Source organism: Pseudomonas laurylsulfatiphila (assembly GCF_002934665.1).
In the GTDB taxonomy this organism is placed as follows: Bacteria; Pseudomonadota; Gammaproteobacteria; order Pseudomonadales; family Pseudomonadaceae; genus Aquipseudomonas; species Aquipseudomonas laurylsulfatiphila.
This window is the reverse complement of the sequence record NZ_NIRS01000005.1, coordinates 654,581-679,157: the sequence shown is the minus strand read 5'-3', so window position 1 is coordinate 679,157 and position 24,577 is coordinate 654,581. Positions and strand designations below refer to the sequence as shown.

At 58.1% G+C, this 24,577-nt stretch carries 23 protein-coding genes; 16 read left to right on the top strand and 7 right to left on the bottom strand.

Annotated features, from left to right (window positions below; genetic code table 11):
• The first annotated feature begins 4 nt into the window (after positions 1 to 4).
• Positions 5 to 1,381 (top strand): Trk system potassium transporter TrkA, encoded by a 1,377-nt coding sequence (trkA, locus tag CD175_RS21680; RefSeq protein ID WP_104450374.1) that lies wholly within the window; start codon positions 5 to 7, stop codon positions 1,379 to 1,381.
• A gap of 178 nt (positions 1,382 to 1,559) precedes the next feature.
• A complete protein-coding gene (locus tag CD175_RS21675) occupies positions 1,560 to 1,877 on the top strand; it encodes a tetratricopeptide repeat protein (RefSeq protein WP_104450373.1) in 318 nt (105 codons plus the stop codon).
• Here CD175_RS21675 and CD175_RS21670 read toward each other — a convergent pair.
• The 3 genes from CD175_RS21670 to tag form a co-directional block, all read right to left on the bottom strand.
• Positions 1,868 to 2,107, bottom strand: a complete 240-nt coding sequence (locus CD175_RS21670; RefSeq protein ID WP_015092855.1) for a PilZ domain-containing protein — start codon at positions 2,105 to 2,107, stop codon at positions 1,868 to 1,870. The genes CD175_RS21675 and CD175_RS21670 overlap by 10 nt on opposite strands.
• Before the next feature lie 72 nt (positions 2,108 to 2,179).
• Positions 2,180 to 3,067: a lysophospholipid acyltransferase gene (locus CD175_RS21665; protein ID WP_008018389.1), complete on the bottom strand. Its 888-nt coding sequence runs from the start codon at positions 3,065 to 3,067 to the stop codon at positions 2,180 to 2,182.
• Positions 3,068 to 3,107: 40 nt separating this feature from the next.
• Positions 3,108 to 3,665: a DNA-3-methyladenine glycosylase I gene (tag, locus tag CD175_RS21660; protein WP_104450372.1), complete on the bottom strand. Its 558-nt coding sequence runs from the start codon at positions 3,663 to 3,665 to the stop codon at positions 3,108 to 3,110.
• Between the two features lie 81 nt (positions 3,666 to 3,746).
• Between tag and glyQ the strand changes: the two genes are divergently transcribed.
• The 4 genes from glyQ to CD175_RS21640 all read left to right on the top strand — a co-directional run bounded on the left by glyQ (position 3,747) and on the right by CD175_RS21640 (position 8,153).
• Positions 3,747 to 4,700 carry a glycine--tRNA ligase subunit alpha gene (gene glyQ / locus CD175_RS21655; RefSeq protein WP_003187265.1) on the top strand — a complete coding sequence of 318 codons (954 nt, stop codon included), beginning with the start codon at positions 3,747 to 3,749 and terminating at the stop codon, positions 4,698 to 4,700.
• Complete coding sequence (glyS, locus tag CD175_RS21650; protein WP_104450371.1) at positions 4,697 to 6,751, top strand: glycine--tRNA ligase subunit beta; 2,055 nt, start codon at positions 4,697 to 4,699, stop codon at positions 6,749 to 6,751. Before glyQ ends, glyS begins: the two co-directional genes overlap by 4 nt.
• A 6-nt stretch (positions 6,752 to 6,757) precedes the next feature.
• Positions 6,758 to 7,291 (top strand): D-glycero-beta-D-manno-heptose 1,7-bisphosphate 7-phosphatase, encoded by a 534-nt coding sequence (gene gmhB, locus CD175_RS21645; RefSeq protein WP_007985079.1) that lies wholly within the window; start codon positions 6,758 to 6,760, stop codon positions 7,289 to 7,291.
• Between the two features lie 82 nt (positions 7,292 to 7,373).
• Entirely contained in the window at positions 7,374 to 8,153 is a 780-nt protein-coding gene (locus CD175_RS21640) for a lysophospholipid acyltransferase family protein (protein ID WP_104450370.1), read from the top strand.
• A 370-nt stretch (positions 8,154 to 8,523) separates the two neighbouring features.
• Here the strand turns inward: CD175_RS21640 and gyrB are convergent, their stop codons facing one another.
• Genes gyrB through dnaA form a run of 4 tightly spaced genes read right to left on the bottom strand, consistent with a single transcriptional unit; the run spans position 8,524 to position 14,737 of the window.
• A complete protein-coding gene (gene gyrB / locus CD175_RS21635; protein ID WP_007969881.1) occupies positions 8,524 to 10,941 on the bottom strand; it encodes a DNA topoisomerase (ATP-hydrolyzing) subunit B in 2,418 nt (805 codons plus the stop codon).
• 5 nt (positions 10,942 to 10,946) lie between these two features.
• Entirely contained in the window at positions 10,947 to 12,050 is a 1,104-nt protein-coding gene (gene recF, locus CD175_RS21630) for a DNA replication/repair protein RecF (RefSeq protein ID WP_007969883.1), read from the bottom strand.
• Positions 12,051 to 12,070: 20 nt separating this feature from the next.
• Positions 12,071 to 13,174 (bottom strand): DNA polymerase III subunit beta, encoded by a 1,104-nt coding sequence (gene dnaN, locus CD175_RS21625; protein ID WP_007969885.1) that lies wholly within the window; start codon positions 13,172 to 13,174, stop codon positions 12,071 to 12,073.
• 39 nt (positions 13,175 to 13,213) lie between these two features.
• Entirely contained in the window at positions 13,214 to 14,737 is a 1,524-nt protein-coding gene (gene dnaA, locus CD175_RS21620; RefSeq protein ID WP_104450369.1) for a chromosomal replication initiator protein DnaA, read from the bottom strand.
• A 566-nt stretch (positions 14,738 to 15,303) separates the two neighbouring features.
• On the opposite strand from dnaA, the gene rpmH reads away from it, so the two are divergent.
• The 10 genes from rpmH (at position 15,304) to CD175_RS21565 (ending at position 24,570) form a co-directional block, all read left to right on the top strand.
• Positions 15,304 to 15,438, top strand: a complete 135-nt coding sequence (gene rpmH / locus CD175_RS21615; protein ID WP_003213577.1) for a 50S ribosomal protein L34 — start codon at positions 15,304 to 15,306, stop codon at positions 15,436 to 15,438.
• 16 nt (positions 15,439 to 15,454) lie between these two features.
• Entirely contained in the window at positions 15,455 to 15,856 is a 402-nt protein-coding gene (gene rnpA, locus CD175_RS21610) for a ribonuclease P protein component (protein WP_015097448.1), read from the top strand.
• Positions 15,849 to 16,094, top strand: coding sequence for a membrane protein insertion efficiency factor YidD (yidD, locus tag CD175_RS21605; protein WP_010207715.1), 246 nt, complete (start codon positions 15,849 to 15,851; stop codon positions 16,092 to 16,094). The genes rnpA and yidD overlap by 8 nt, the downstream gene beginning before the upstream one ends.
• A gap of 2 nt (positions 16,095 to 16,096) precedes the next feature.
• Entirely contained in the window at positions 16,097 to 17,776 is a 1,680-nt protein-coding gene (gene yidC / locus CD175_RS21600; RefSeq protein ID WP_104450367.1) for a membrane protein insertase YidC, read from the top strand.
• A 79-nt stretch (positions 17,777 to 17,855) separates the two neighbouring features.
• On the top strand, positions 17,856 to 19,226 hold the full coding sequence (gene mnmE / locus CD175_RS21595) for a tRNA uridine-5-carboxymethylaminomethyl(34) synthesis GTPase MnmE (RefSeq protein ID WP_104450366.1): 1,371 nt from the start codon (positions 17,856 to 17,858) through the stop codon (positions 19,224 to 19,226).
• 550 nt (positions 19,227 to 19,776) lie between these two features.
• Positions 19,777 to 21,675, top strand: coding sequence for a tRNA uridine-5-carboxymethylaminomethyl(34) synthesis enzyme MnmG (gene mnmG, locus CD175_RS21585; protein ID WP_104450364.1), 1,899 nt, complete (start codon positions 19,777 to 19,779; stop codon positions 21,673 to 21,675).
• Entirely contained in the window at positions 21,672 to 22,316 is a 645-nt protein-coding gene (rsmG, locus tag CD175_RS21580; protein ID WP_007969895.1) for a 16S rRNA (guanine(527)-N(7))-methyltransferase RsmG, read from the top strand. Before mnmG ends, rsmG begins: the two co-directional genes overlap by 4 nt.
• 18 nt (positions 22,317 to 22,334) lie before the next feature.
• The gene (locus tag CD175_RS21575; protein ID WP_008002319.1) at positions 22,335 to 23,132 is read left to right on the top strand and encodes a ParA family protein; all 798 of its coding nucleotides are present in this window, start codon (positions 22,335 to 22,337) and stop codon (positions 23,130 to 23,132) included.
• 9 nt (positions 23,133 to 23,141) lie between these two features.
• Positions 23,142 to 24,014 carry a ParB/RepB/Spo0J family partition protein gene (locus CD175_RS21570; RefSeq protein ID WP_007969899.1) on the top strand — a complete coding sequence of 291 codons (873 nt, stop codon included), beginning with the start codon at positions 23,142 to 23,144 and terminating at the stop codon, positions 24,012 to 24,014.
• Between the two features lie 148 nt (positions 24,015 to 24,162).
• Positions 24,163 to 24,570, top strand: coding sequence for a F0F1 ATP synthase subunit I (locus CD175_RS21565; RefSeq protein ID WP_007969901.1), 408 nt, complete (start codon positions 24,163 to 24,165; stop codon positions 24,568 to 24,570).
• The last annotated feature ends 7 nt before the right edge of the window (positions 24,571 to 24,577 follow it).

Sequence of the window (24,577 nt, the reverse complement as noted above, 5' to 3'; positions counted from 1 at the left end):
CTGGATGAAAATCATCATCCTCGGCGCAGGGCAGGTCGGCGGTTCGCTGGCGGAACACCTGGCCAGCGAAGCCAACGACATCACCGTGGTCGACACCGATGGCGAACGCCTGCGCGACCTTGGCGACCGCCTGGACATCCGCACGGTGCAGGGCCGCGGTTCGTTTCCGACCGTGCTGCGCCAGGCTGGCGCCGACGACGCCGACATGCTGGTCGCCGTGACCAACAGCGACGAAACCAACATGGTCGCCTGCCAGGTCGCCCATACCCTGTTCCACACCCCGACCAAGATCGCCCGGGTTCGTGAGGCCGCGTACCTGACACGCGAAGAGCAGTTGTTCCAGAATGAAGCGATTCCGGTGGACGTGCTGATCAGCCCGGAACAAGTGGTCACCAACTACATCAAGCGTCTGATCCAGCATCCGGGCGCCTTGCAAGTGATCGACTTCGCCGAAGGCAAGGCGCAACTGGTCGCGGTTCGCGCCTATTACGGCGGGCCGCTGGTGGGCCAGCAACTGCGACAGTTGCGTGAACACATGCCGAACGTCGAAACCCGCGTGGCCGCCATTTTCCGCCGCGACCGGCCGATCCTGCCCCAGGGCGATACCGTGATCGAGGCCGACGACGAGGTGTTTTTCATCGCCGCCAAAGCGAACATTCGTGCGGTCATGAGCGAAATGCGCCGTCTCGACGAAACCTACAAGCGCATTGTCATCGCCGGTGGCGGGCAGATCGGCGAGCGTCTGGCCGAGGCCATCGAAAGCCGTTATCAGGTAAAGATCATCGAGATGAACCCGGCACGCTGCCGTCACCTCTCGGACCACCTCGACAGCACCGTGGTGTTGCAGGGCAGCGCCTCGGACCGCGACCTGCTGCTGGAGGAGAACATCGCCGACGCCGACCTGTTCCTCGCCCTGACCAACGACGACGAAGCCAATATCATGTCGTCGCTGCTGGCCAAGCGTCTCGGTGCGAAGAAGGTGATGACCATCATCAACAACCCGGCCTATGTCGATCTGATCCAGGGCGGCGACATCGACATCGCCATCAGCCCGCAACTGGCGACCATCGGCACCTTGCTGGCCCACGTACGCCGTGGCGACATCGTCAGCGTGCACTCGCTGCGCCGTGGCGCGGCGGAAGCCATCGAGGCGATTGCCCATGGCGATGCGAAATCAAGCAAGGTGATCGGCAAGGCCATCGAGAATATCGGCCTGCCGCCGGGCACTACCATCGGTGCGATTATCCGCGACGAAGAAGTGATCATCGCCCACGACGACACTGTGATCGAAACGGGCGACCATGTGATTTTGTTCCTTGTGGATAAAAAGCATATTCGCGATGTGGAGAAGTTGTTCCATGTCGGGTTGAGCTTCTTCTGATCCTGATTTTTTCAGTGCCTGCATTGGCCCTATCGCTGGCAAGCCAGCTCCCACAGTTTTTTGGTTGTTTACAAATATGATGTACACCAGAGAACCCTGTGGGAGCTGGCTTGCCAGCGATGGCGGTGTCAAAGGCGAAAAAAACATCCCCTGATACCCGCAGAAAAGGAATCCACCGATGATCGAATCCCTGGAAAAAATGCTTGCCAAGGGTGTGGATAACTCCTTGCTGCGCTTCGGCCTGGGCAAGGGCTATCTGGATCTGGGGGAGAACGCCAAGGCTGTAGAGCATTTCCAGCGCTGCGTCGAATTCGATCCGAAGTATTCGGCGGCGTGGAAACTGCTGGGCAAGGCCCACTTGGCGCTGGCGGACTTTGCGGCCGCGCGCCAAGCCTGGGAACACGGCCTGGAAGCCGCTCGCAACCATGGCGACAAGCAGGCAGAAAAGGAAATGACGGTGTTTCTGAAAAAGCTGGATCGCACCGTTCAGAGATAGCGCAAGCCAATCCCTTCGGCATCCACCAACACCACTTCCATGCGCACCCGCGGCGCGCCTGTGGGTAAGTCTTGCACCTGCCCGTAGACCACCGCACCCCGGGGCAACGCCGACAGTTTCGGATGCTTGACGTAAACGCCGGTAGTCGACAGGTTGCGCGTCTGGCCCAGGCATTCGCCGATGTTTTCGTGACTGATCTTGATGCGGAATGACTTGCGGTGTTCGGACATCTTCTGCGCCCTTTGATGAACGGTTGTGGATAACCCCGAATCCAGGGTTATCCACAGATCATGCCAATTGGATCAATACCAGCGCTCTTCACCCGGTGGCCGCTTCTTGAAGCGCTTCATGCTCCACATGTACTGGCTCGGGTAGGCCCCGACATAACGCTCGACCACTTTACTCATGGCCGCACAGGACTCCGCCGTATCGGTGCTGTACATGGCCTCTGGCGCGGCTTCGAGGATCACTTTGTAGCCTGAACCGTCGGGCAGGCGCAGGGCGTGCAGGAACACGCCGACCGCTTTGCCGCCGGCGAGCATGTTGGGTACGAATTTGCTGGTCAGTGCCTGGGTGGCGAAGAACGGCACGAAGATCCCGGCGGATTCGGCCGGTTCCGGGTCAGCAGGAATGCCCACTGCACCACCTTTGCGCACTTCTTTGATGACGCTGAGGATGCCTTCCTTGGTGGAAGCAGCGACCTTGTTACCCAGTTGCACCCGTTGCTTTTGCAGCAACTCGTCCACCGCCTTCAATTTTGGCGGGCGGTAGAAAATGATCGGTTTGCACTGGCTGCAATAGAAGTGATTGAGCACTTCCCAATTGCCCAGATGGCTGGTGATGCCAACCACGCCTTTGCCGGAGGCGAGGGCGTCCTTCAAAATGTCGAGGCCTTCGACCTCCCGTACCAGGTCGATGGAGCGCTGGGCCGGCCAGATCCAGGCGCAGGCGCTTTCGGTCAGGGACTTGCCGATGTCCTTAAGGCTCTGTCCGACTAAACGTTCGCGCTCGGCGGGGTCCATGTCCGGGAAACACTTGGACAGGTTGATCCGTACCACGTCGCGGGAACGGTTCGGGGTTTTCCACATGACCCAGCCAATCGCCGAGCCCACGGCCTGCACGGCCCGCCACGGAAGCAGGGCAAACAGCCGCAGAGCGCCTACCAGCAAGGCGCCTTTCAACTTATCCACAGGTCACTCCTGATCTTGTGCTGTGCGCGAGGCGGCCATTCTAACCGCCGTTCGCCAACTGCGCGTAGCGGTCGCAGTCCTGGGTGTGATCCATGACCATGCCCGAGGCCTGCATCAGCGCGTAGCAAATGGTCGGCCCGACGAACGTGAAACCGGCTTTTTTCAGGCCTTTGCTCATTTCCACGGCGGTCGGCGTCACGGCCGGGACTTCGCTGCGGTCCTTGAAATGATTGATCACCGGAGTACCACCGACGAACGACCAGAGAAGCGCCACCGGGTCCTCCAGCGCCAGCCAGGCCTGGGCATTGCGCCGGGCCGCGTTGAGCTTGAGGCGGTTGCGGATGATCCCCGGATCAAGCATCAATTCGTCGATTTCGGCATCGCTCATCTGCGCCACGCGCTGGACATCAAAACCAAACATCACCTGACGATAATGCTCGCGTTTGCGCAGCACGGTGATCCAGGAAAGCCCGGCCTGGAACCCTTCGAGCAAAAGCAACTCGAACAATCCCTGCGCATCGCGTAGCGGCGTGCCCCACTCCTGATCGTGATAAGCCATGTACAGCGGATCTTCGGAACACCAAAAGCAGCGTGGCATAAGGCTCCAGGGGGCGTGCGCAGCAATGAATCGGGTATACTCCCGCTCTTTAAATCGCAGCCCAAGAAACAGGTGAATTTCGTGAGCCAGCCTACGCCAGCCGTGCGTACCTTCCAAGACTTGATCCTCGCCCTCCAGCAATACTGGGCCGAGCAAGGTTGTGTGGTACTTCAGCCCTACGATATGGAAGTAGGCGCCGGCACTTTCCACACTGCTACATTCCTGCGCGCCATTGGCCCGGAAACCTGGAACGCCGCCTACGTGCAGCCAAGCCGCCGTCCGACTGACGGCCGCTACGGCGAAAACCCGAACCGTCTGCAGCACTACTACCAGTTCCAGGTGGTCCTGAAGCCGAACCCGGACAACTTCCAGGAACTGTACCTGGGCTCCCTCAAGCACGTCGGTCTGGACCCGCTGGTCCACGACATCCGCTTCGTCGAAGACAACTGGGAATCGCCGACCCTCGGCGCCTGGGGTCTGGGCTGGGAAGTCTGGCTCAACGGCATGGAAGTGACCCAGTTCACTTACTTCCAGCAAGCGGGCGGCATCGAGTGCTACCCGGTGACCGGCGAGATCACCTACGGCCTCGAGCGTCTGGCCATGTACCTGCAAGGCGTGGACTCGGTCTACGACCTGGTCTGGGCTGACGGTCCGTTCGGCAAAGTGACCTACGGCGATGTGTTCCACCAGAACGAAGTGGAGCAATCGACCTACAACTTCGAACACGCCAACGTCGACAAGCTGTTCGAACTGTTCGATTTCTACGAAAGCGAAGCCAAGCGCCTGATCGAGCTCGACCAGCCGCTGCCGTTGCCGAGCTACGAAATGGTGTTGAAGGCTTCCCATACCTTCAACCTGCTGGACGCACGCCGGGCAATCTCGGTGACCGCGCGTCAGCAATACATCCTGCGTGTACGCACCCTGGCGCGTTCCGTTGCGCAAGCCTACCTGCTGGCTCGCGCCAAGCTGGGCTTCCCGATGGCGACCCCTGACCTGCGTGACGAAGTACTGGCCAAGCTGGAGGCTGCACAATGAGTGCTCTGGATTTTCTGGTTGAACTGGGCACTGAAGAACTGCCACCCAAAGCCCTGAACACCCTGGCCGAGGCGTTCCTTGCCGGTATCGACAAGGGCCTGCAAGCTGCCGGCCTGAACTACGAGACCAAAACCGTTTATGCCGCGCCACGCCGCCTGGCTGTGCTGATCACCTCGCTGGCCACCCAGCAACCGGATCGCAGCATCAACCTCGATGGCCCGCCACGTCAGGCTGCATTCGATGCCGAAGGCAACCCGACCCAGGCAGCCCTGGGTTTCGCCAAGAAGTGCGGCGTCGAACTGAGCGAAATCGATCAGAGCGGCCCAAAACTGCGCTACAGCCAAAGCATCGCCGGCAAGCCGACTGCAAGCTTGCTGCCGACCATCGTCGAAGACTCCCTGAACGACCTGCCGATCCCGAAACGCATGCGTTGGGGTGCGCGCAAGGAAGAGTTCGTGCGTCCGACCCAATGGCTGGTGATGCTGCTCGGTGACCAGGTCATCGACTGCACCATCCTCGCCCAGAAAGCCGGTCGCGATTCCCGTGGTCACCGCTTCCATCACCCGGAAAGCGTGCGTATCGGTTCGCCGTCGAGCTACCTGGCCGACCTGCGTGCCGCCTACGTGCTGGCCGATGCCAACGAGCGTCGCGAGATCATCAGCAAGCGCACCGAAGAACTGGCCACCCGCCAGGAAGGCACAGCAATCGTTCCGCCGGCTCTGCTCGACGAAGTGACTGCGCTGGTCGAATGGCCGGTGCCGCTGGTGTGCTCGTTCGAGGAACGCTTCCTCGACGTGCCGCAAGAAGCCCTGATCACCACCATGCAGGACAACCAGAAGTACTTCTGCCTGCTGGATGCCGACGGCAAGTTGCTGCCACGTTTCATCACCGTGGCCAACATCGAAAGCAAAGACCCGCAGCAGATCATCGCCGGTAACGAGAAAGTGGTTCGCCCACGCCTGACCGACGCCGAATTCTTCTTCAAGCAAGACAAGAAGCAGAAGCTCGAAGACTTCAACCTGCGCCTGCAGAACGTGGTGTTCCAGGAAAAACTCGGCAGCGTCTACGACAAGGCCGAACGTGTTTCCAAGCTGGCCGCGTTCATCGCTCAACGCATCGGCGGCAACGCCGCGTGGGCCGCTCGTGCCGGCCTGCTGTCGAAGTGCGACCTGTCGACCGAAATGGTCGGTGAGTTCCCGGAGATGCAAGGTGTCGCCGGTTACTACTACGCCCTCAACGATGGCGAGCCGGAAGATGTCGCACTGGCCCTGAACGAGCAGTACATGCCACGCGGTGCCGGCGCTGAACTGCCGTCCACCCTGACCGGTGCGGCCGTGGCCATCGCCGACAAGCTCGATACGCTGGTCGGTATTTTCGGCATCGGCATGCTGCCGACCGGTAGCAAAGACCCGTATGCCCTGCGCCGTGCGGCACTGGGTGTGTTGCGCATCCTGATCGAGAAACAACTGGATCTGGACCTGACCGAGGCCGTGGCTTTCGCCGTGGATGCGTTCGGTACCAAGGTCAAGGCTGCCGGCCTCAACGACTCGGTGCTGGAATTCATCTTCGATCGTCTGCGTGCCCGTTACGAAGACGAAGGCGTCGATGTCGCCACCTACCTGTCGGTGCGTGCCCTGAAGCCGGGCTCGGCCCTGGACTTCGACCAGCGCGTGCAAGCGGTAGAGGCCTTCCGCAAACTGCCGGAAGCCGCTGCCCTGGCCGCGGTGAACAAGCGTGTGTCGAACCTGCTGAGCAAGGTCGAAGGTTCGGTACCTACAGTCGTAGAAGCCAAGTACTTCGACAATGCCAACGAGTTCTCCCTGTACTCGGCCATCCAGCAGGCTGACCAGGCTGTACAGCCAATGGCCGCCTCGCGTCAGTACAGCGAATCCCTGGCACGCCTGGCCGCCCTGCGCGAGCCGGTGGATGCGTTCTTCGAAGCCGTGATGGTCAACGCGGAGGACGCAAAAGTCCGCGCCAACCGTTATGCGTTGCTGGCGCGTCTGCGTGGCCTGTTCCTCGGCGTCGCCGATATTTCGTTGCTGGGGTAAGACTGTTTGAAACTGCTGATTCTCGATCGGGACGGAGTGATCAATTACGACTCCGACGCTTACATCAAGTCGGTGGAGGAGTGGATTCCACTCCCCGGTTCGATCGAAGCCATCGCGCAGTTGAGCAAGGCCGGCTGGACGGTAGCCGTCGCTACCAACCAGTCGGGCATCGCTCGCGGCTACTACGACCTCGCCACCCTCGATGCCATGCACGAGCGCTTGCGCGCGCTGGTGGCGGAGCAGGGTGGTGAAGTCGGCCTGATCGTCTACTGCCCGCACGGGCCGGACGAAGGCTGCGATTGCCGCAAGCCGAAACCCGGGATGTTGAAAAACATCGCCGCACATTACAACGTGTCGCTGACTAATCTATGGTTCGTCGGCGATAGCCTTGGTGACCTGGAAGCCGCTAAAGCCGTCGATTCACAGCCAGTTTTGGTAAAGACCGGAAAAGGCGAAAAAACCTTGGGCAAGACCTTACCGGCAGGCACCTTGATTTTTGACGATCTGGCGGCGATTGCCGCAGAACTTATCCACAATTAGAGCGTTTTCGAGACTCCTGACCAAGGAGTGATCGGAAGTGCGCTTTATATAGACGGGCAAAGCCCGCACGGTAACCGTCACCATGTCGATACTGCAGGCCATCAGAACCTTCCTCTTTTACCTGCTGCTGGGCACCAGCTCCTTGCTGTGGTGCAGCCTGAGTTTTTTTATCGCGCCGTTTCTGCCGTTCAAGGCACGCTATCGCTTCATCAACGTTTACTGGTGCCGCTGCGCGTTGTGGCTGAGCAAGGTGTTTCTGGGTATCCGCTACGAAGTGAAGGGTGCCGAGAACGTCCCTGAACGGCCTTGCGTCATTCAGTCGAACCACCAGAGCACATGGGAGACATTCTTTCTCTCTGCCTACTTCTCGCCGCTGAGCCAGGTGCTCAAACGCGAATTGCTCTATGTGCCGTTCTTCGGTTGGGCCATGGCCATGCTGCGACCGATCGCCATCGATCGCGACAACCCGAAAGCCGCACTCAAGCATGTGGCGCAGAAAGGCGATGAGTTGCTAAAGGACAATGTCTGGGTGCTGATCTTCCCCGAAGGCACGCGCGTTCCTTACGGCACCATCGGAAAGTTCTCACGCGGTGGCAGTGCATTGGCGGTCAACGCCGAATTGCCCGTGCTGCCGATTGCGCACAACGCTGGCAAGTTCTGGCCGAAAACCGGTTGGGCGAAGAAGCAGGGCGTCATCACCGTGATCATTGGCACACCGATGTATGCCGAAGGCACCGGACCGCGAGCCATTGCTGAATTGAACGACCGGGTCCAGGCCTGGAACGAGCAGATGCAACGGGAAATGGGCTCACTGCCACCGGCTCCGCAAGCGCCGGTTTCAAACGATCAAGTGACTGTCTGAGATTCTGTGGATAACCTGTGTACTGTTTCATTGAAAACCGTCGTTATTTGCACGTAAGCTTATGATTCTTTTACATATTTCTTAGAATGATAAATCCCATAAAAACGTGCATAAGTTTTTTTCGGACGTAAAAAAACCGGCTGATATAGCCGGTTTTTTTATGCCTGTAATGTGGATGCTTCAGGCGGTGTACAAAGCGAGTCGAGAGTGAAGCAGGTGGGGAAAATCAATAGATCGCAGCCTTTGGCAGCTCCTACAGGGATATCGATTTCTGCCTGTAGGAGCTGCCAAAGGCTGCGATCTTTTGACCTCAACAAATAAAAAGGCCAACGCATGAGCGTTGGCCTTTTGTATGGCGGGGCGACCGGAATCAGAAGTCCAGGTTGGACACCGCCAGGGCGTTGCTCTCGATGAAGTCACGACGAGGCTCGACCGCATCACCCATCAGGGTGTTGAAGATCTGGTCCGCGCCAATGGCGTCTTCGATAGTCACTTTGAGCATGCGGCGCGAGCCCGGGTCCATGGTGGTTTCCCACAGCTGATCCGGGTTCATCTCGCCCAGTCCTTTGTATCGCTGGATGGTGTGGCGCTTGGTACTTTCGGCCATCAACCACTCTAGGGCTTCCTTGAACTCGGTGACCTGCTTCTTGCGCTCGCCACGCTGGATGTACGCGCCGTCGTCCAGCAAGGTGCTCAGTTGAGCGCCCAGGGAAACCACGGTCTTGTAGTCGTTGCTGCCGAAGAAGTCGCGGTTGAAGGTGACGTAGTTGGACAGGCCGTGGGAGATCAGTTCGACCTCTGGCAGCCAGACGTTACGCTCACGGTCTTCACGCAGGCTGGCCTTGTAGACCAGACCCGATTTCTCGACGGTGCGCAGACGCACTTCGTACTGGGCCAGCCAATCCTGCATCGCTGCGTGATCGGACAGTTGATCCATGCTGACCGCCGGCAGGTAGATGAAGTGCTCGGTCAGTTCCTGTGGGTACAGGCGCGACAGACGCTTGAGGGTCTTCATTACCAGACGGAAGTCGTTCACCAGACGCTCAAGGGCTTCGCCGGAAATACCCGGTGCTTCCTCGTTCAGGTGCAGGCTCGCATCTTCCAGGGCCGACTGCGTCATGTACTCTTCCATGGCGTCGTCGTCTTTGATGTATTGCTCTTGCTTGCCTTTCTTCACTTTGTACAGCGGCGGCTGGGCGATGTAGATGTAGCCACGCTCGATCAGCTCCGGCAACTGACGGAAGAAGAAGGTCAGCAGCAAGGTACGGATGTGCGAACCGTCGACGTCAGCATCGGTCATGATGATGATGTTGTGATAGCGCAGCTTGTCGATGTTGTACTCTTCGCGACCGATGCCGCAGCCGAGCGCAGTGATCAAGGTGCCTACTTCCTGGGAAGAGATCATCTTGTCGAAGCGTGCCTTCTCGACGTTCAGGATCTTACCCTTGAGGGGCAGAATCGCCTGGGTCCTGCGGTTACGTCCCTGCTTGGCAGAGCCGCCCGCGGAGTCACCTTCCACGAGGTACAGTTCGGACAGGGCAGGGTCCTTTTCCTGGCAGTCCGCCAGTTTGCCCGGCAGGCCGGCGATGTCCAGTGCGCCTTTGCGGCGGGTCATCTCACGGGCCTTGCGCGCCGCTTCACGGGCACGAGCGGCGTCGATCATCTTGCCGACAACCAGCTTGGCTTCGTTCGGGTTTTCCAGCAGGAAGTCGGAGAAGTACTTGCCCATTTCCTGTTCGACCGCAGTCTTCACTTCGGAAGACACCAGCTTGTCTTTGGTCTGGGAGCTGAACTTCGGATCCGGTACCTTCACCGAAATGATCGCGGTCAGGCCTTCACGGGCATCGTCACCGGTAGTGGCGACCTTGTGCTTCTTCGCCAGGCCTTCTGCTTCGATGTAGGTGTTCAGGTTACGCGTCAGTGCGGAACGGAAACCCACCAGGTGAGTACCGCCGTCGCGCTGTGGAATGTTGTTGGTGAAGCACAACAGGTTCTCGTTGAAGCTGTCGTTCCACTGCAGGGCGATTTCCACGCCGATGCCGTCTTCACGCTGGATGTTGAAGTGGAACACCTGGTTGACCGGAGTCTTGTTGGTGTTCAGGTATTCAACGAACGCACGCAGGCCGCCTTCGTACTTGAACAGCTCTTCCTTGCCGCTGCGCTCGTCCTTGAGGACGATGCCGACACCGGAGTTGAGGAAGGACAGTTCACGAATCCGCTTGGCCAGGATGTCCCAGCTGAAGTGAATGTTCTTGAAGGTTTCGCTGGAAGCCTTGAAGTGGATCTGCGTACCGGTGGTTTCGGAGTCGCCAACGATTTTCATCGGCTCTTGCGGAACACCGTGGACGTAAGTCTGCTCCCAGATCTTGCCACTACGGCGAACGGTCAGGACCAGCTCTTCCGAGAGGGCGTTAACGACCGACACACCCACACCGTGCAGACCGCCGGAAACCTTGTAGGAGTTGTCGTCGAATTTACCGCCGGCGTGCAGCACGGTCATGATGACCTCGGCTGCCGAAACGCCTTCTTCTTTGTGTACGTCTACCGGGATGCCACGGCCGTTGTCGCGAACGGTGATGGACTCATCCGGGTGGATGATGATGCTGATGTCGTCGCAGTAGCCGGCGAGCGCTTCGTCGATCGAGTTATCGACCACCTCGAACACCATGTGGTGCAGACCGCTGCCATCGTCGGTATCACCAATGTACATACCGGGACGTTTGCGTACGGCATCCAGGCCTTTCAGCACTTTAATGCTCGTTGAGTCGTACGTATTTTCTTCGCTCAATGCCTTCACTCCCGATGGTCGTGGGTCTGGGTGATACGGCCCTGTTCCACGTGGAACAGAGCGACTGGCGTTTCCGTCTGCCAGCCTTCCCTCAATAATTCGTGATCTACACAGGTGATAAATACCTGGCAGCGTAAGTCTTCCAACAAGCGGCAAAGCGCGCGACGGTGGTGCTCGTCCAGCTCGGACGGCAAGTCATCCACCAGATAAATACACTGACCGCGTCGAGCCTGACTGACCAGGTGCCCTTGGGCAATCCGCAATGCGCAAACCACCAACTTCTGCTGGCCACGGGACAAGATGTCCGCGGCGTTGTGTGCGCCCAGTCTGAGACGCAAATCAGCACGTTGTGGTCCGGCCTGGGTATGCCCCATTTGCTGGTCCCGCTGCAGAGACCCGGCGAGCACAGCGCTCAGTTCACGGTCCTTGTCCCAGCCGCGGTAATAGCTGAGCGTCAAACCTTCAAGCTCAACCAGTTCGCTCAAGGTTTGTTCAAAGACTGGTTTCAAGGCTTTGATATAAGCGCGGCGGTATTCATCAATTTCAGCGCTGGCCTGGCACAGTTCCCTGTCCCAAACCGCTTGCGAAACGGCGTCAAGTGTACCATGCCGCAGCCAAGAGTTTCTCTGGCGCAGGGCCTTCTGCAAGCGCTGCCAGGTTGACATGAAGCGCGGTTCCACGTGGAACACGCCCCAGTCGAGAAACTGCCGGCGAATCTTCGGCGCCCCTTCCAGCAATCGAAAACTGTCCGGGTTGATTAGTTGCAGCGGCAATATCTCCGCCAGTTGCGCGGCGCTGCGGGCGTTCTGCCCATCGATACGGATCTGGAATTCGCCTTGGCGATCCCGCGAAATGCCGAGGGCGCTGTGCCCACCCTCGGCCAGTTCAACCTGGCCAAAGACCGTGCACGCCAGTTGCTCGTATTGAATGACCGGCAACAGTCGGGTGCTGCGAAACGAACGGGCAAGCCCCAGCAGATGGATGGCTTCCAGAACACTGGTTTTGCCGCTGCCGTTGGCGCCGTAAAGGATATTGATGCGGGGGGAGGGGGAGAAGGTCACCGGGTGCAGATTGCGCACCGCGGTGACCGAGACGCGACTTAAGGACATCTAGCTTCTGCTGGGCATGACTACAGACGCATCGGCATGACAACGTAGGCCGAGTCGTCGTTATCCGATTCCTGCACCAGCGCACTGCTGTTGGAGTCGGACAGGATCAGACGAACCTGCTCGGTGGTCATCACGCCCAGCACGTCGAGCAGGTAGCTCACGTTGAAGCCGATTTCCAGAGAGCCACCGTTGTATTCAACGCCCACTTCTTCTTCCGCTTCTTCCTGCTCCGGGTTGTTCGCCTGGATCTTCAGCTGACCGCTGGCCAGTTGCAGACGGATACCACGGTACTTCTCGTTGGACAGGATCGCGGTACGGCTGAAGGCTTCGCGCAGCGCCTGGCGATCGCCCAGTACCAGCTTGTCGCCGCCTTTTGGCAGAACGCGTTCGTAGTCTGGGAATTTGCCGTCGACCAGTTTCGAGGTGAAGGTGAATTCACCGGTGGTGGCGCGGATGTGGTGCTGACCCAGCACGATGCTGACATTGCCATCCGGCTCGGTGAGCAGGCGTGCCAGTTCGAGGATACCTTTGCGCGGTACGATGACCTGGTGACGATCCGGTTGGCCGATATCGGCCTGCATCGAGCACATGGCCAGGCGGTGACCGTCGGTGGCCACGGCGCGGATCACACCAGCGGAAACTTCCAGCAGCATGCCGTTGAGGTAGTAACGCACGTCCTGCTGAGCCATGGCGAAGCTGGTGCGCTCGATTAGACGACGCAGCTTGCTTTGCTCCAGGCTGCAGGTCAGCGAGCCCGGGCCTTCTTCCACGGTAGGGAAGTCGTTGGCCGGCAGCGTCGACAAGGTGAAGCGGCTGCGGCCGGCCTTGACCACAAGCTTCTGCTCATCGACCTTTATGTCGATCAGCGCATCGTTTGGCAGGCTCTTGCAGATGTCCATCAGCTTGCGCGCAGGCACGGTGATGGAACCCGGATCCGCCGGCTCTTCGAGTTGAACACGACCGACCAGCTCGACTTCCAGGTCGGTACCGGTCAGCGACAATTGCTGGCCTTCGACAACCAGCAGCACGTTGGAGAGCACCGGCAAGGTCTGGCGGCGTTCGACGACGCCTGCGACCAGTTGCAGGGGTTTCAACAGGGCTTCGCGTTGAATGGTGAAATGCATGGTCTAGTCCCTTGCCTTAATTAGCTGCGCTGGTGTTCATCAAGTGGTCAGTGTACGCAGCAGGTTCTTGTAGTCCTCGCGGATGTCCGCGTCGGATTCCTTAAGTTCGTTGATCTTGCGGCAGGCGTGCAAAACAGTCGTATGGTCGCGGCCGCCAAACACGTCGCCGATTTCCGGCAGACTGTGGTTAGTCAACTCTTTGGACAAGGCCATTGCAACCTGACGCGGACGTGCGACCGAGCGAGAACGACGCTTGGACAGCAAGTCGGAGATCTTGATCTTGTAGTACTCGGCGACGGTGCGCTGAATGTTATCCACAGAGACCAGTTTATCCTGCAACGCCAACAAGTCCTTCAGGGATTCGCGAATCAGCTCGATGGTGATATCGCGCCCCATGAAGTGCGAGTGGGCGATCACGCGTTTGAGCGCGCCTTCCAGCTCACGGACGTTGGAGCGAATACGCTGGGCAATGAAGAACGCGGCGTCATGCGGCAGCTCGACTTTGGCCTGATCGGCCTTCTTCATCAGGATCGCCACGCGGGTTTCCAGCTCCGGAGGCTCGACCGCTACGGTCAGGCCCCAGCCAAAGCGGGATTTGAGGCGTTCTTCAAGGCCTTCGATTTCTTTCGGGTAGCGGTCACTGGTGAGAATGACCTGCTGGCCACCTTCGAGCAGGGCGTTGAAGGTGTGGAAAAACTCTTCCTGTGAACGCTCTTTACGGGCGAAGAACTGAATGTCATCGATCAGCAACGCATCCACCGAACGGTAGAAGCGTTTGAACTCGTTGATCGCGTTCAGTTGCAGGGCCTTGACCATGTCCGCCACGAAACGCTCGGAATGCAGGTACACCACCTTGGCATTCGGGTTCTTCTTTAATAGATGGTTACCCACAGCATGCATCAAGTGGGTTTTACCCAGGCCGACGCCACCATAAAGGAAGAGCGGGTTGTAACCGTGCTTGGGGTTGTCGGCCACCTGCCAGGCGGCAGCGCGCGCCAACTGGTTGGATTTACCTTCAACGAAGTTCTCGAAGGTAAAAGTGCGGTTCAGGTAACTGGTGTGCTTGAGCGCACCTTCGACCTGCACGGTACGTTGCTCGGCGCGAACCGGGGCCTGTTGCGAACTGGCGCCGGCCATCGGGTCGAAGCTGTCACGGGAAGGTTCTTCCTCAGTGACCTCGGCCACTTTTTGCGTGGCGCGCTTGGTCGAAGCCGCAGCAGGTGCTGGCGACGGCGGGGTGGCTAGTGTTTGAGCAGCCTGGGCCTGGGAAGCCGCGGCTGCCAGGGGAGCATTTGGCGCGGCACGCGGTGCCGAACTGCGTTTGCTGCCTATTAATAAGGAAAGCGCAGGCGCCATGCCATTGCCGTGCTCATCGAGCAATTCGAGAACACGCCCCAGGTACTTTTCGTTGACCCAGTCCAGAACAAAACGATTGGGTGCATAGACACGCAACTCGTCGCCTTCGGCTTCGACCTGTAGTGGACGGATCCAAGTGTTGAATTGTTGGGCAGGCAGCTCATCGCGCAGAAGCTCCACGCACTGCTGCCAAAGTTCCACTGACACGGATATCCCCTAAGTTGAAAGCCGGTGAGGCAAAAACAAGCGGCCATTGTAGCGACCAGACGCCGACTTATCCACACGAAGGTGGTTCATCAACCAAGAAGAATCGCCGTTTCATATGCAAAAAAGACGACCAGTGGTCTGTGCATAAGCTCTGTGGATAACCGGGGTTAAGGTCATTGCACAAGTGGGGGCGAAACTCGGTGGATAACCGACCTGTGGATAAACCGGCATTCCACACACAGGTTATCCGACAGCGCAGCACAGGCTGAACACGGTTTTCCACTGTAGTTGTCATTCTCTGTACAGCAGGTAAAACAAGGCATGAAGCCACTTATCCACAGAAGGGTGCAGGCCTAGCTTTTATAAGCTTTACAGAAAAGCTTTAAATACTTTCCTTTCTTATTTTTATATTTACCGGCGGTTCGTCCAGCGCAAAACGCCTGGAGATCTATTTATAAGGAAACGCTGGTTGGAAATTGACCTGAAGGCTTGCTTTCTCTAGAATCCCCGGTCTCTTAAAACGGGGGCCATTCCGGCCCGTTGTGGACGAACCAGGTAACACGACAATGAAACGTACTTTCCAACCAAGCACTATCAAACGCGCTCGTACCCACGGTTTCCGTGCTCGCATGGCTACCAAGAACGGTCGTGCCGTTCTGTCGCGTCGTCGCGCCAAAGGTCGTGCGCGTCTGGCAGTTTGATAAGCCGGCACTGGAGGTGAGTCAGGACTTCAGTCGGGAAAAGCGTCTGCTTACTCCCCGGCATTTCAAGGCAGTCTTTGACTCCCCTACCGGCAAGGTTCCGGGGAAAAATCTCCTGCTCCTTGCGCGCAACAACGATCTTGATCACCCCCGTCTCGGGTTGGTTATCGGGAAAAAGAGCGTAAAGCTCTCCGTCGAGCGCAATCGCCTCAAACGTCTGATGCGCGAATCGTTTCGCCTGAACCAGGATTCACTGGTCGGTTGGGACATTGTTATCGTCGCGCGCAAAGGTTTGGGTGACGTAGAAAACCCCGAATTGATTCAGCATTTCGGCAAACTCTGGAAACGCCTGGCTCGCAGTTCGCCGGTACCAGCAGTCAAAACCGAAACTGTAGGGGTAGACAGTCCAGATGCGTAAACTGGCACTCGTTCCGATCCAGTTTTATCGCTATGCCATTAGTCCCCTGATGGCCAGTCACTGTCGTTTCTACCCCAGTTGTTCCTGCTACGCGTTAGAAGCCATCGAAAATCATGGCCTTCTTCGCGGTGGCTGGCTGACCTTTCGTCGTTTAGGTCGCTGTCATCCGTGGAATCCCGGTGGTTATGACCCGGTTCCACCTATCCCTACCTCCCGTTCTTCTTCGATGGCCGAGTAATCATGGATATCAAACGCACGATCCTGATCGTCGCCCTGGCAATCGTGTCCTACGTTATGGTTCTTAAATGGAACCAGGACTATGGCCAGGCTGCCCTGCCGACTCAGAATGTTGCCACCAATACGACTGCATCGGGCCTGCCGGATACGGCATCTGGCTCCAACGCTTCCGCCAGTGACGACATTCCACGTGCTGCTAGCGACACCAGCGCACCTGCCGAAACACCGGTGGGTGTGAGCAAGGACCTCATCCAGATCAAAACGGATGTACTGGACCTGGCTATCGACCCACAAGGTGGTGATGTTGCCCAGCTGACCCTGCCGCTGTATCCGCGTCGTCAGGATCACCCGGAAATTCCGTTCCAGTTGTTCGATAACGGCGGCGAACGTACTTATCTGGCACAAAGCGGTCTGATCGGCACCAACGGTCCGGATGCAAATCCGGCCGGTCGTCCGGTTTATTCCTCGGAGAAGAAGGTTTATCAACTGGCTGACGGTCAGGACCAATTGGTCGTGGACCTGAAGTTCAGCAAGGACGGCGTCAACTACATCAAGCGTTTCACCCTGAAACGTGGCCTGTATGACGTAACCGTTTCCTACCTGATCGACAACCAGAGCGCCCAGCCCTGGACCGGTGCGATGTTCGCCCAGTTGAAGCGTGACGCCAGCGCCGATCCTTCTTCGACCACGGCTACCGGCACCGCGACCTACCTGGGCGCCGCCCTGTGGACAAGTTCGGAACCGTACAAGAAAGTGTCCATGAAGGACATGGACAAGGCGCCGCTGAAAGAAACCGTCACTGGCGGTTGGGTTGCCTGGTTGCAGCACTACTTCGTGACCGCATGGATTCCGGCCAAGGGCGAAAACAACGTCGTCCAGACCCGTAAAGACAGCAAAGGCAACTACATCATCGGCTACACTGGCCCATCGATGAGTGTTGCCCCGGGCGCCAAGGCCGAAACCAGCGCTGTTCTGTACGCCGGCCCGAAAAGCCAGGCCGTGCTGAAAGAGTTGTCCCCAGGCCTGGAACTGACTGTCGACTACGGCATTCTGTGGTTCATCGCCCAACCGATCTTCTGGTTGCTGCAACACATCCACGCCATTGTGGGTAACTGGGGCTGGTCGATCATCTTCCTGACCATGCTGATCAAAGGGATCTTCTTCCCGTTGTCGGCTGCCAGCTACAAATCCATGGCGCGCATGCGTGCAGTGGCACCGAAACTGGCCGCGCTGAAAGAGCAACATGGTGATGACCGGCAGAAAATGTCGCAAGCCATGATGGAGCTGTACAAGAAAGAGAAGATCAATCCGCTGGGTGGTTGCTTGCCAATCCTCGTGCAGATGCCGGTTTTCCTCTCGCTGTACTGGGTTCTGCTGGAAAGCGTTGAAATGCGCCAGGCGCCGTTCATGCTGTGGATTACTGACCTGTCGATCAAAGATCCGTTCTTCATTCTGCCGATCATCATGGGTGCAACCATGTTCATCCAGCAGCAGTTGAACCCGACGCCTCCGGATCCGATGCAGGCCAAGGTGATGAAGCTGATGCCAATCATCTTCACCTTCTTCTTCCTGTGGTTCCCGGCGGGTCTGGTGCTGTACTGGGTAGTGAACAACTGCCTGTCGATCGCCCAACAGTGGTACATCACTCGTAAGATCGAAGCGGCTACCAAAGCAGCTGCCTGACTTACACTGTGGATAACCACTCAAGACGCCCCCTAGTGGGGCGTTTTGCTATCTGTCACTTTTGTCTGGATACCGGTTTATGAGCGTTCCTCGTGAAACCATCGCCGCCGTCGCCACCGCTCAAGGTCGTGGCGGTGTAGGCATCGTGCGTATTTCCGGGCCGTTGGCCAGCGTTGCGGCCAAGGCTTTCAGCGGTCGCGAGCTCAAGCCGCGATTTGCCCACTACGGTCCGTTTTTCAGTGAACACGATGAGGTACTGGACCAGGGCATCGCGCTGTATTTTCCGGGGCCAAACTCGTTTACCGGCGAGGATGTGTTGGAACTCCAGGGGCATGGTGGCCCGATCGTTCTGGATATGTTGCTCAAGCGCTGCCTGGAACTGGGTTGCCGGCTCGCCCGGCCGGGGGAGTTCAGCGAGCGCGCGTTCCTCAACGACAAGCTTGACCTGGCCCAGGCCGAGGCAATTGCCGACCTGATTGAAGCCAGTTCTGCCCAGGCTGCGCGAAACGCGTTGCGCTCCCTGCAGGGTGCTTTCTCGTCACGTGTGCATAACCTCACCGAGCAACTCATCGGCCTACGCATCTATGTCGAGGCGGCCATCGATTTCCCGGAAGAGGAAATCGACTTCCTCGCCGATGGCCATGTACTGAGCATGCTCGACAAGGTGCGCGACGAGTTATCCACTGTGATGCGCGAAGCCGGGCAGGGTGCCTTGCTGCGAGACGGCATGACCGTGGTCATTGCCGGTCGTCCGAATGCCGGTAAATCCAGCCTGCTCAATGCACTGGCAGGACGTGAAGCGGCGATCGTGACCGAAATTGCCGGCACTACCCGGGACGTACTGCGTGAACATATCCACATCGATGGCATGCCGCTGCATGTGGTGGATACCGCCGGTCTGCGCGATACCGATGACCATGTGGAAAAAATCGGCGTCGAACGTGCCTTGAAAGCCATCGGTGAAGCGGATCGGGTACTGCTCGTGGTCGATGCTACCGCACCGGAAGCGCTCGATCCGTTCGCACTGTGGCCGGAATTTCTCGAAACCCGTCCCGATCCCGCGAAAGTTACCCTGATCCGCAACAAGGCCGACCTTACGGGCGAAGCCATTGCCATGGAGATCAGCGACGACGGCCACGTCACCATCAGCCTGAGCGCCAAGTCCGGAGGTGTCGGTCTGGAGCTGCTGCGTGATCACCTCAAGGCCTGCATGGGCTACGAGCAAACGTCCGAAAGCAGCTTCAGTGCTCGCCGGCGCCACTTGGAGGCGCTACGTCATGCCAGTGCTGCCCTCGAGCATGGTCGTGCCCAATTGACCCTGGCTGGCGCTGGCGAATTGTTGGCCGAAGATCTGCGCCAGGCTCAGCAATCACTGGGAGAAATCACCGGCGCCTTCAGCTCTGACGATCTGTTGGGGCGAATTTTCTCCAGCTTCTGTATCGGTAAGTAACCCTCCTGTTGTTCACAGACAGGCCGTTCGTGCCTGTCTGCTCTCTCTTTTTCTGAATAAACCCTCCAGTGCCGAGCCGACTTTGTCTGCTTGAGCGGAATTCTCGTGCCTGAATTTCGGGCAAACGACACCTTTCTGTGGATTAAGCCCTGTGAATAACCGCCGCTAAGGTCAGTTGATAACAGGGCCTGAAAACTGAACATAACCACCTCTGTGGATAACCACCCCTTTCATCCACAGGCTTACACCGGTTATCCAAGGGCCTCATTGGCACATGAACACAGGGTTTTGAATCGCTGTACATATTGAAAATAAAGGCCTGTAGAGATCTATCCACAGAAAGGTATGTGCATAGAAATAAACATAAAAACAAAGATTTAATAAATTTCTCTCTTTTTAATTTCTATAACTCCGACTTTTCCACAGCTGGTTAAATTTTGTGCAAAGGGTTCTTTAGGAAGGGCGAAGTCCCTATACTTGTCGACCAGGTCCGAAAACCTGAGCTCAAACTATTCCTGAATTACCTACTTAAGCAGGCACGAGGTGCGTGGTGGATTTCCCTTCCCGTTTTGAAGTGATCGTCATCGGCGGCGGTCATGCCGGTACCGAGGCAGCACTGGCCTCAGCACGTATGGGGGTGAAAACCCTGTTGCTGACGCATAACGTGGAAACCCTCGGTGCCATGAGTTGCAACCCGGCCATTGGCGGGATCGGCAAAAGCCACCTGGTCAAGGAAATCGACGCCCTCGGCGGCGCGATGGCCATGGCCACCGATAAAGGCGGCATCCAGTTTCGTGTGTTGAATAGCCGCAAAGGCCCGGCCGTGCGTGCTACCCGTGCACAGGCCGACCGGATTCTGTACAAGGCCGCTGTCCGCGAAATCCTGGAAAACCAGCCGAACCTGTGGATATTTCAACAGGCCGCCGATGACCTGATCGTCGAGCAGGAACAAGTGCGTGGCGTAGTGACCCAGATGGGCCTGCGTTTCCTCGCCGACTCGGTGGTTTTGACCACCGGCACCTTCCTCGGTGGACTTATCCACATTGGTTTGCAGAATTTCTCCGGCGGCCGTGCCGGTGATCCACCGTCGATTGCCCTGGCTCACCGTCTGCGTGAATTGCCTCTGCGGGTCGGTCGCCTGAAAACCGGTACGCCGCCGCGTATCGACGCCCGTTCCGTGGATTTCTCGGTGATGACCGAGCAGGCCGGCGATACGCCGATCCCGGTGATGTCGTTCATGGGTTCCAAAGAGCAGCATCCACGGCAGATCAGTTGCTGGATTACCCACACCAACGCCCGAACCCACGAAATCATCGCGGCGAACCTCGACCGTTCGCCGATGTATTCCGATGCAGGCGAGATCGAGGGCATCGGTCCGCGTTACTGCCCGTCGATCGAAGACAAGATTCATCGCTTTGCCGACAAGGAAAGCCACCAGGTCTTCATCGAACCGGAAGGTTTGACCACGAATGAGCTGTACCCGAACGGGATATCCACATCCTTGCCGTTCGATGTGCAATTGCAGATCGTGCAATCGATCCGCGGCATGGAAAACGCACACATCGTGCGCCCGGGCTACGCCATCGAGTACGACTACTTCGATCCGCGCGACCTGAAGTACAGCCTGGAAACCAAAGTGATCGGCGGTCTGTTCTTCGCCGGGCAAATCAACGGCACCACCGGTTACGAAGAAGCCGGCGCCCAGGGTTTGCTCGCCGGAACCAACGCGGCACTGCGCGCGCAGGGCAAAGAGGCCTGGTGCCCGCGTCGCGACGAGGCCTATATCGGCGTGTTGGTCGATGACCTGATTACCCTCGGCACCCAAGAGCCTTACCGGATGTTCACATCCCGTGCCGAATACCGTTTGATCCTGCGCGAAGACAACGCCGACCTGCGCCTGACCGAAAAAGGTCGCGAACTGGGCTTGGTGGATGACGTGCGTTGGGCGGCTTTCTGCAAAAAACGCGAAAGCATCGAACTGGAAGAGCAGCGGCTGAAAAGCACCTGGGTTCGCCCGGGCACCGAACAGGGCGATGCGATTGCCGAAAAATTCGGCACGCCGCTGACCCATGAATACAACCTGCTGAATCTCTTGAGCCGTCCGGAAATCGACTACGCTGGTCTGATCTCAGTGACCGGTGGCGGTGCAGAAGATCCACAAGTCGCCGAACAGGTCGAAATCAAGACCAAGTACGCCGGCTACATCGATCGTCAACAGGATGAAATCGCCCGCCTGCGCGCCAGCGAAGACACCAAATTGCCTGTGGATATCGATTACACGAATATTTCCGGTCTCTCCAAAGAGATCCAGAGCAAGCTCGGTGCGACCCGCCCTGAAACCTTGGGCCAGGCTTCGCGTATCCCGGGCGTAACGCCGGCAGCCATTTCGCTGTTGATGATTCATTTGAAAAAACGCGGCGCGGGCCGTCAGTTGGAGCAAAGCGCTTGAGTTCGTTGGTCACTTCGCAACATGCAGAAGAGTTATCCACAGGTGCCCGCCAGCTTGGCGTCACGCTGACAGAAACCCAGCACGCGCAACTGCTGGGTTATCTGGCCCTGTTGATCAAATGGAACAAGGCTTACAACCTCACCGCCGTGCGTGATCCGGACGAAATGGTCTCCCGTCACCTGCTCGACAGTCTGAGCGTGATGTCATTCATCGAAAACGGACGCTGGCTCGACGTTGGCAGTGGCGGCGGCATGCCCGGCATTCCGCTGGCTATCCTGTTTCCCGAGTCCCAGGTGACGTGCCTGGACAGCAACGGCAAGAAAACCCGCTTCCTGACCCAGGTCAAACTCGAACTCAAACTGGATAACCTGCAAGTTATCCACAGTCGCGTCGAAGCGTTCCAGCCTGCCCAACCCTTCAACGGGATCATTTCCCGGGCGTTCAGCAGCATGGAAAACTTCAGCAACTGGACTCGCCACCTCGGCGATAGCGAAACACGCTGGCTGGCAATGAAGGGCGTTCATCCGGCCGATGAGCTGGTAGCATTGCCGGCAGACTTCCACCTCGATAGCGAACACGCCCTGGCCGTACCTGGTTGCCAAGGCCAACGCCATCTGCTGATACTGCGCCGCACGGCATGATTGGGAACACAAGCAAGAATGGCTAAGGTATTCGCGATAGCGAACCAAAAAGGTGGCGTGGGCAAAACCACCACCTGCATCAACCTCGCAGCATCCCTGGTCGCGACCAAGCGCCGGGTGCTGTTGATCGACCTCGATCCACAGGGCAACGCCACCATGGGTAGCGGTGTGGATAAACATGGCCTGGAAAACTCGGTCTACGACCTGTTGATCGGAGAGTGCGACCTGGCCCAGGCCATGCACTTCTCCGAACACGGTGGTTACCAGCTGTTGCCGGCCAACCGCGACCTGACCGCGGCCGAAGTGGTGCTGCTGGAAATGCAGATGAAGGAAAGCCGTCTGCGCAGTGCGCTGGCGCCGATCCGGGAAAACTACGATTACATCCTGATCGACTGCCCGCCGTCGCTGTCGATGCTGACCTTGAACGCACTGGTTGCCGCCGATGGGGTCATTATCCCCATGCAGTGCGAGTACTTCGCACTCGAAGGCTTGAGCGACCTTGTGGATAACATCAAGCGTATCGCTGAACTGCTCAATCCGAACCTCAAGGTCGAAGGCCTGCTGCGGACGATGTACGACCCGCGCCTGAGCCTGATGAACGATGTCTCGGCGCAGCTCAAGGAACACTTCGGCGAACAGCTCTACGACACCGTTATTCCGCGCAACATCCGTCTGGCCGAAGCGCCAAGCTACGGCATGCCGGCGCTGGCTTACGACAAATCATCGCGAGGTGCCGTTGCCTATCTGGCACTGGCGGGCGAAATGGTTCGTCGTCAACGCAAAAACTCACGCATCGCCGCCGCTCAGGCAACTTAAGGAATCCCCATGGCCGTCAAGAAACGAGGTCTCGGACGTGGACTGGATGCTCTGTTGAGTGGTCCGACTGTCAGCTCGCTGGAAGAACAAGCGGCGCAAGCCGATCAGCGTGAGCTGCAACACCTTCCCCTGGATCTGCTCCAGCGCGGCAAATACCAGCCGCGTCGTGATATGGACCCGCAGGCGCTGGAAGAATTGGCGCAGTCGATCAGGGCCCAGGGCGTCATGCAGCCCATCGTGGTTCGCCCGATCGGCAGCGGTCGCTTTGAAATCATTGCTGGCGAACGTCGCTGGCGTGCCAGCCAGCAGGCGGGGCAGGAAACCATCCCGGCGATGGTTCGCGATGTACCCGATGAAACCGCGATCGCCATCGCCCTGATCGAGAACATCCAGCGCGAAGACCTGAACCCGATTGAAGAGGCGGTGGCCCTGCAGCGTTTGCAGCAGGAGTTCCAGCTGACCCAGCAACAGGTGGCCGAAGCCGTGGGCAAGTCCCGGGTGACCGTGGCTAACCTGTTGCGCCTGATTTCCTTGCCGGAAGTCATCAAGACCATGCTGTCCCACGGCGACCTGGAAATGGGTCATGCCCGTGCTTTGCTCGGTTTGCCGGAAAATCAACAGGTTGAAGGGGCGCGACATGTTGTCGCACGCGGACTGACCGTGCGCCAGACTGAGGCACTGGTTCGCCAGTGGTTGAGTGGCAAACCGGAGCCTGTGGAACCCCAAAAACCGGACCCGGATATCGCCCGCCTCGAACAGCGTCTGGCCGAGCGCCTAGGCTCTGCGGTGCAGATTCGCCACGGTAAGAAGGGTAAAGGGCAGTTGGTGATCGGCTACAACTCCCTGGATGAACTCCAAGGTGTGCTCGCACATATTCGCTGAAACATTTCCTCATGTAGCGCGCAGTCGGAAATCACTACCTGACAGTTGAATAGGGGCAGAACCGCCCCTATACTCTGCGCGCATTTTGTCGGCACAAATTATGCCAAGTTATTGAATTCTGGCAGCCGACCATTGGAGAGCAAAAGTGATGGAAACCCGCACGCCAAACCGCTTGCCCTTCCATCGCCTGGCAGTTTTTCCGGTGTTAATGGCTCAATTTGTCGTTTTGCTCATTGCTGCTTTGGCGCTCTGGCAATGGCGGGGAGTCGTTGCCGGGTACTCGGGACTTTGCGGAGGCCTGATAGCCTTGCTGCCCAATGTTTATTTCGCTCACAGGGCATTTCGGTTTTCCGGCGCCCGAGCAGCCCAGTCCATCGTCCGGTCTTTTTATGCCGGCGAGGCAGGCAAACTGATTTTGACGGCAGTGCTGTTTGCACTGGTGTTTGCAGGTGTGAAGCCATTGGCGCCGATTGCAGTATTCGGTGTCTTCGTGCTGACTCAGTCAGTCAGCTGGTTCGCTCCCCTGCTGATGAGAACAAGACTTTCGAGACCTTAGGGCGTTT

Coding starts and splice junctions, on each gene's coding strand:
- trkA (WP_104450374.1), top strand. CDS start 5: ATGAAAATCATCATCCTCGGCGCAGGGCAGGTCGGCGGTTCGCTGGCG.
- CD175_RS21675 (WP_104450373.1), top strand. CDS start 1,560: ATGATCGAATCCCTGGAAAAAATGCTTGCCAAGGGTGTGGATAACTCC.
- CD175_RS21670 (WP_015092855.1), bottom strand. CDS start 2,107: ATGTCCGAACACCGCAAGTCATTCCGCATCAAGATCAGTCACGAAAAC.
- tag (WP_104450372.1), bottom strand. CDS start 3,665: ATGCCACGCTGCTTTTGGTGTTCCGAAGATCCGCTGTACATGGCTTAT.
- glyS (WP_104450371.1), top strand. CDS start 4,697: ATGAGTGCTCTGGATTTTCTGGTTGAACTGGGCACTGAAGAACTGCCA.
- CD175_RS21640 (WP_104450370.1), top strand. CDS start 7,374: ATGTCGATACTGCAGGCCATCAGAACCTTCCTCTTTTACCTGCTGCTG.
- recF (WP_007969883.1), bottom strand. CDS start 12,050: ATGTCCTTAAGTCGCGTCTCGGTCACCGCGGTGCGCAATCTGCACCCG.
- dnaN (WP_007969885.1), bottom strand. CDS start 13,174: ATGCATTTCACCATTCAACGCGAAGCCCTGTTGAAACCCCTGCAACTG.
- rpmH (WP_003213577.1), top strand. CDS start 15,304: ATGAAACGTACTTTCCAACCAAGCACTATCAAACGCGCTCGTACCCAC.
- yidD (WP_010207715.1), top strand. CDS start 15,849: ATGCGTAAACTGGCACTCGTTCCGATCCAGTTTTATCGCTATGCCATT.
- yidC (WP_104450367.1), top strand. CDS start 16,097: ATGGATATCAAACGCACGATCCTGATCGTCGCCCTGGCAATCGTGTCC.
- mnmE (WP_104450366.1), top strand. CDS start 17,856: ATGAGCGTTCCTCGTGAAACCATCGCCGCCGTCGCCACCGCTCAAGGT.
- CD175_RS21575 (WP_008002319.1), top strand. CDS start 22,335: ATGGCTAAGGTATTCGCGATAGCGAACCAAAAAGGTGGCGTGGGCAAA.
- CD175_RS21570 (WP_007969899.1), top strand. CDS start 23,142: ATGGCCGTCAAGAAACGAGGTCTCGGACGTGGACTGGATGCTCTGTTG.
- CD175_RS21565 (WP_007969901.1), top strand. CDS start 24,163: ATGGAAACCCGCACGCCAAACCGCTTGCCCTTCCATCGCCTGGCAGTT.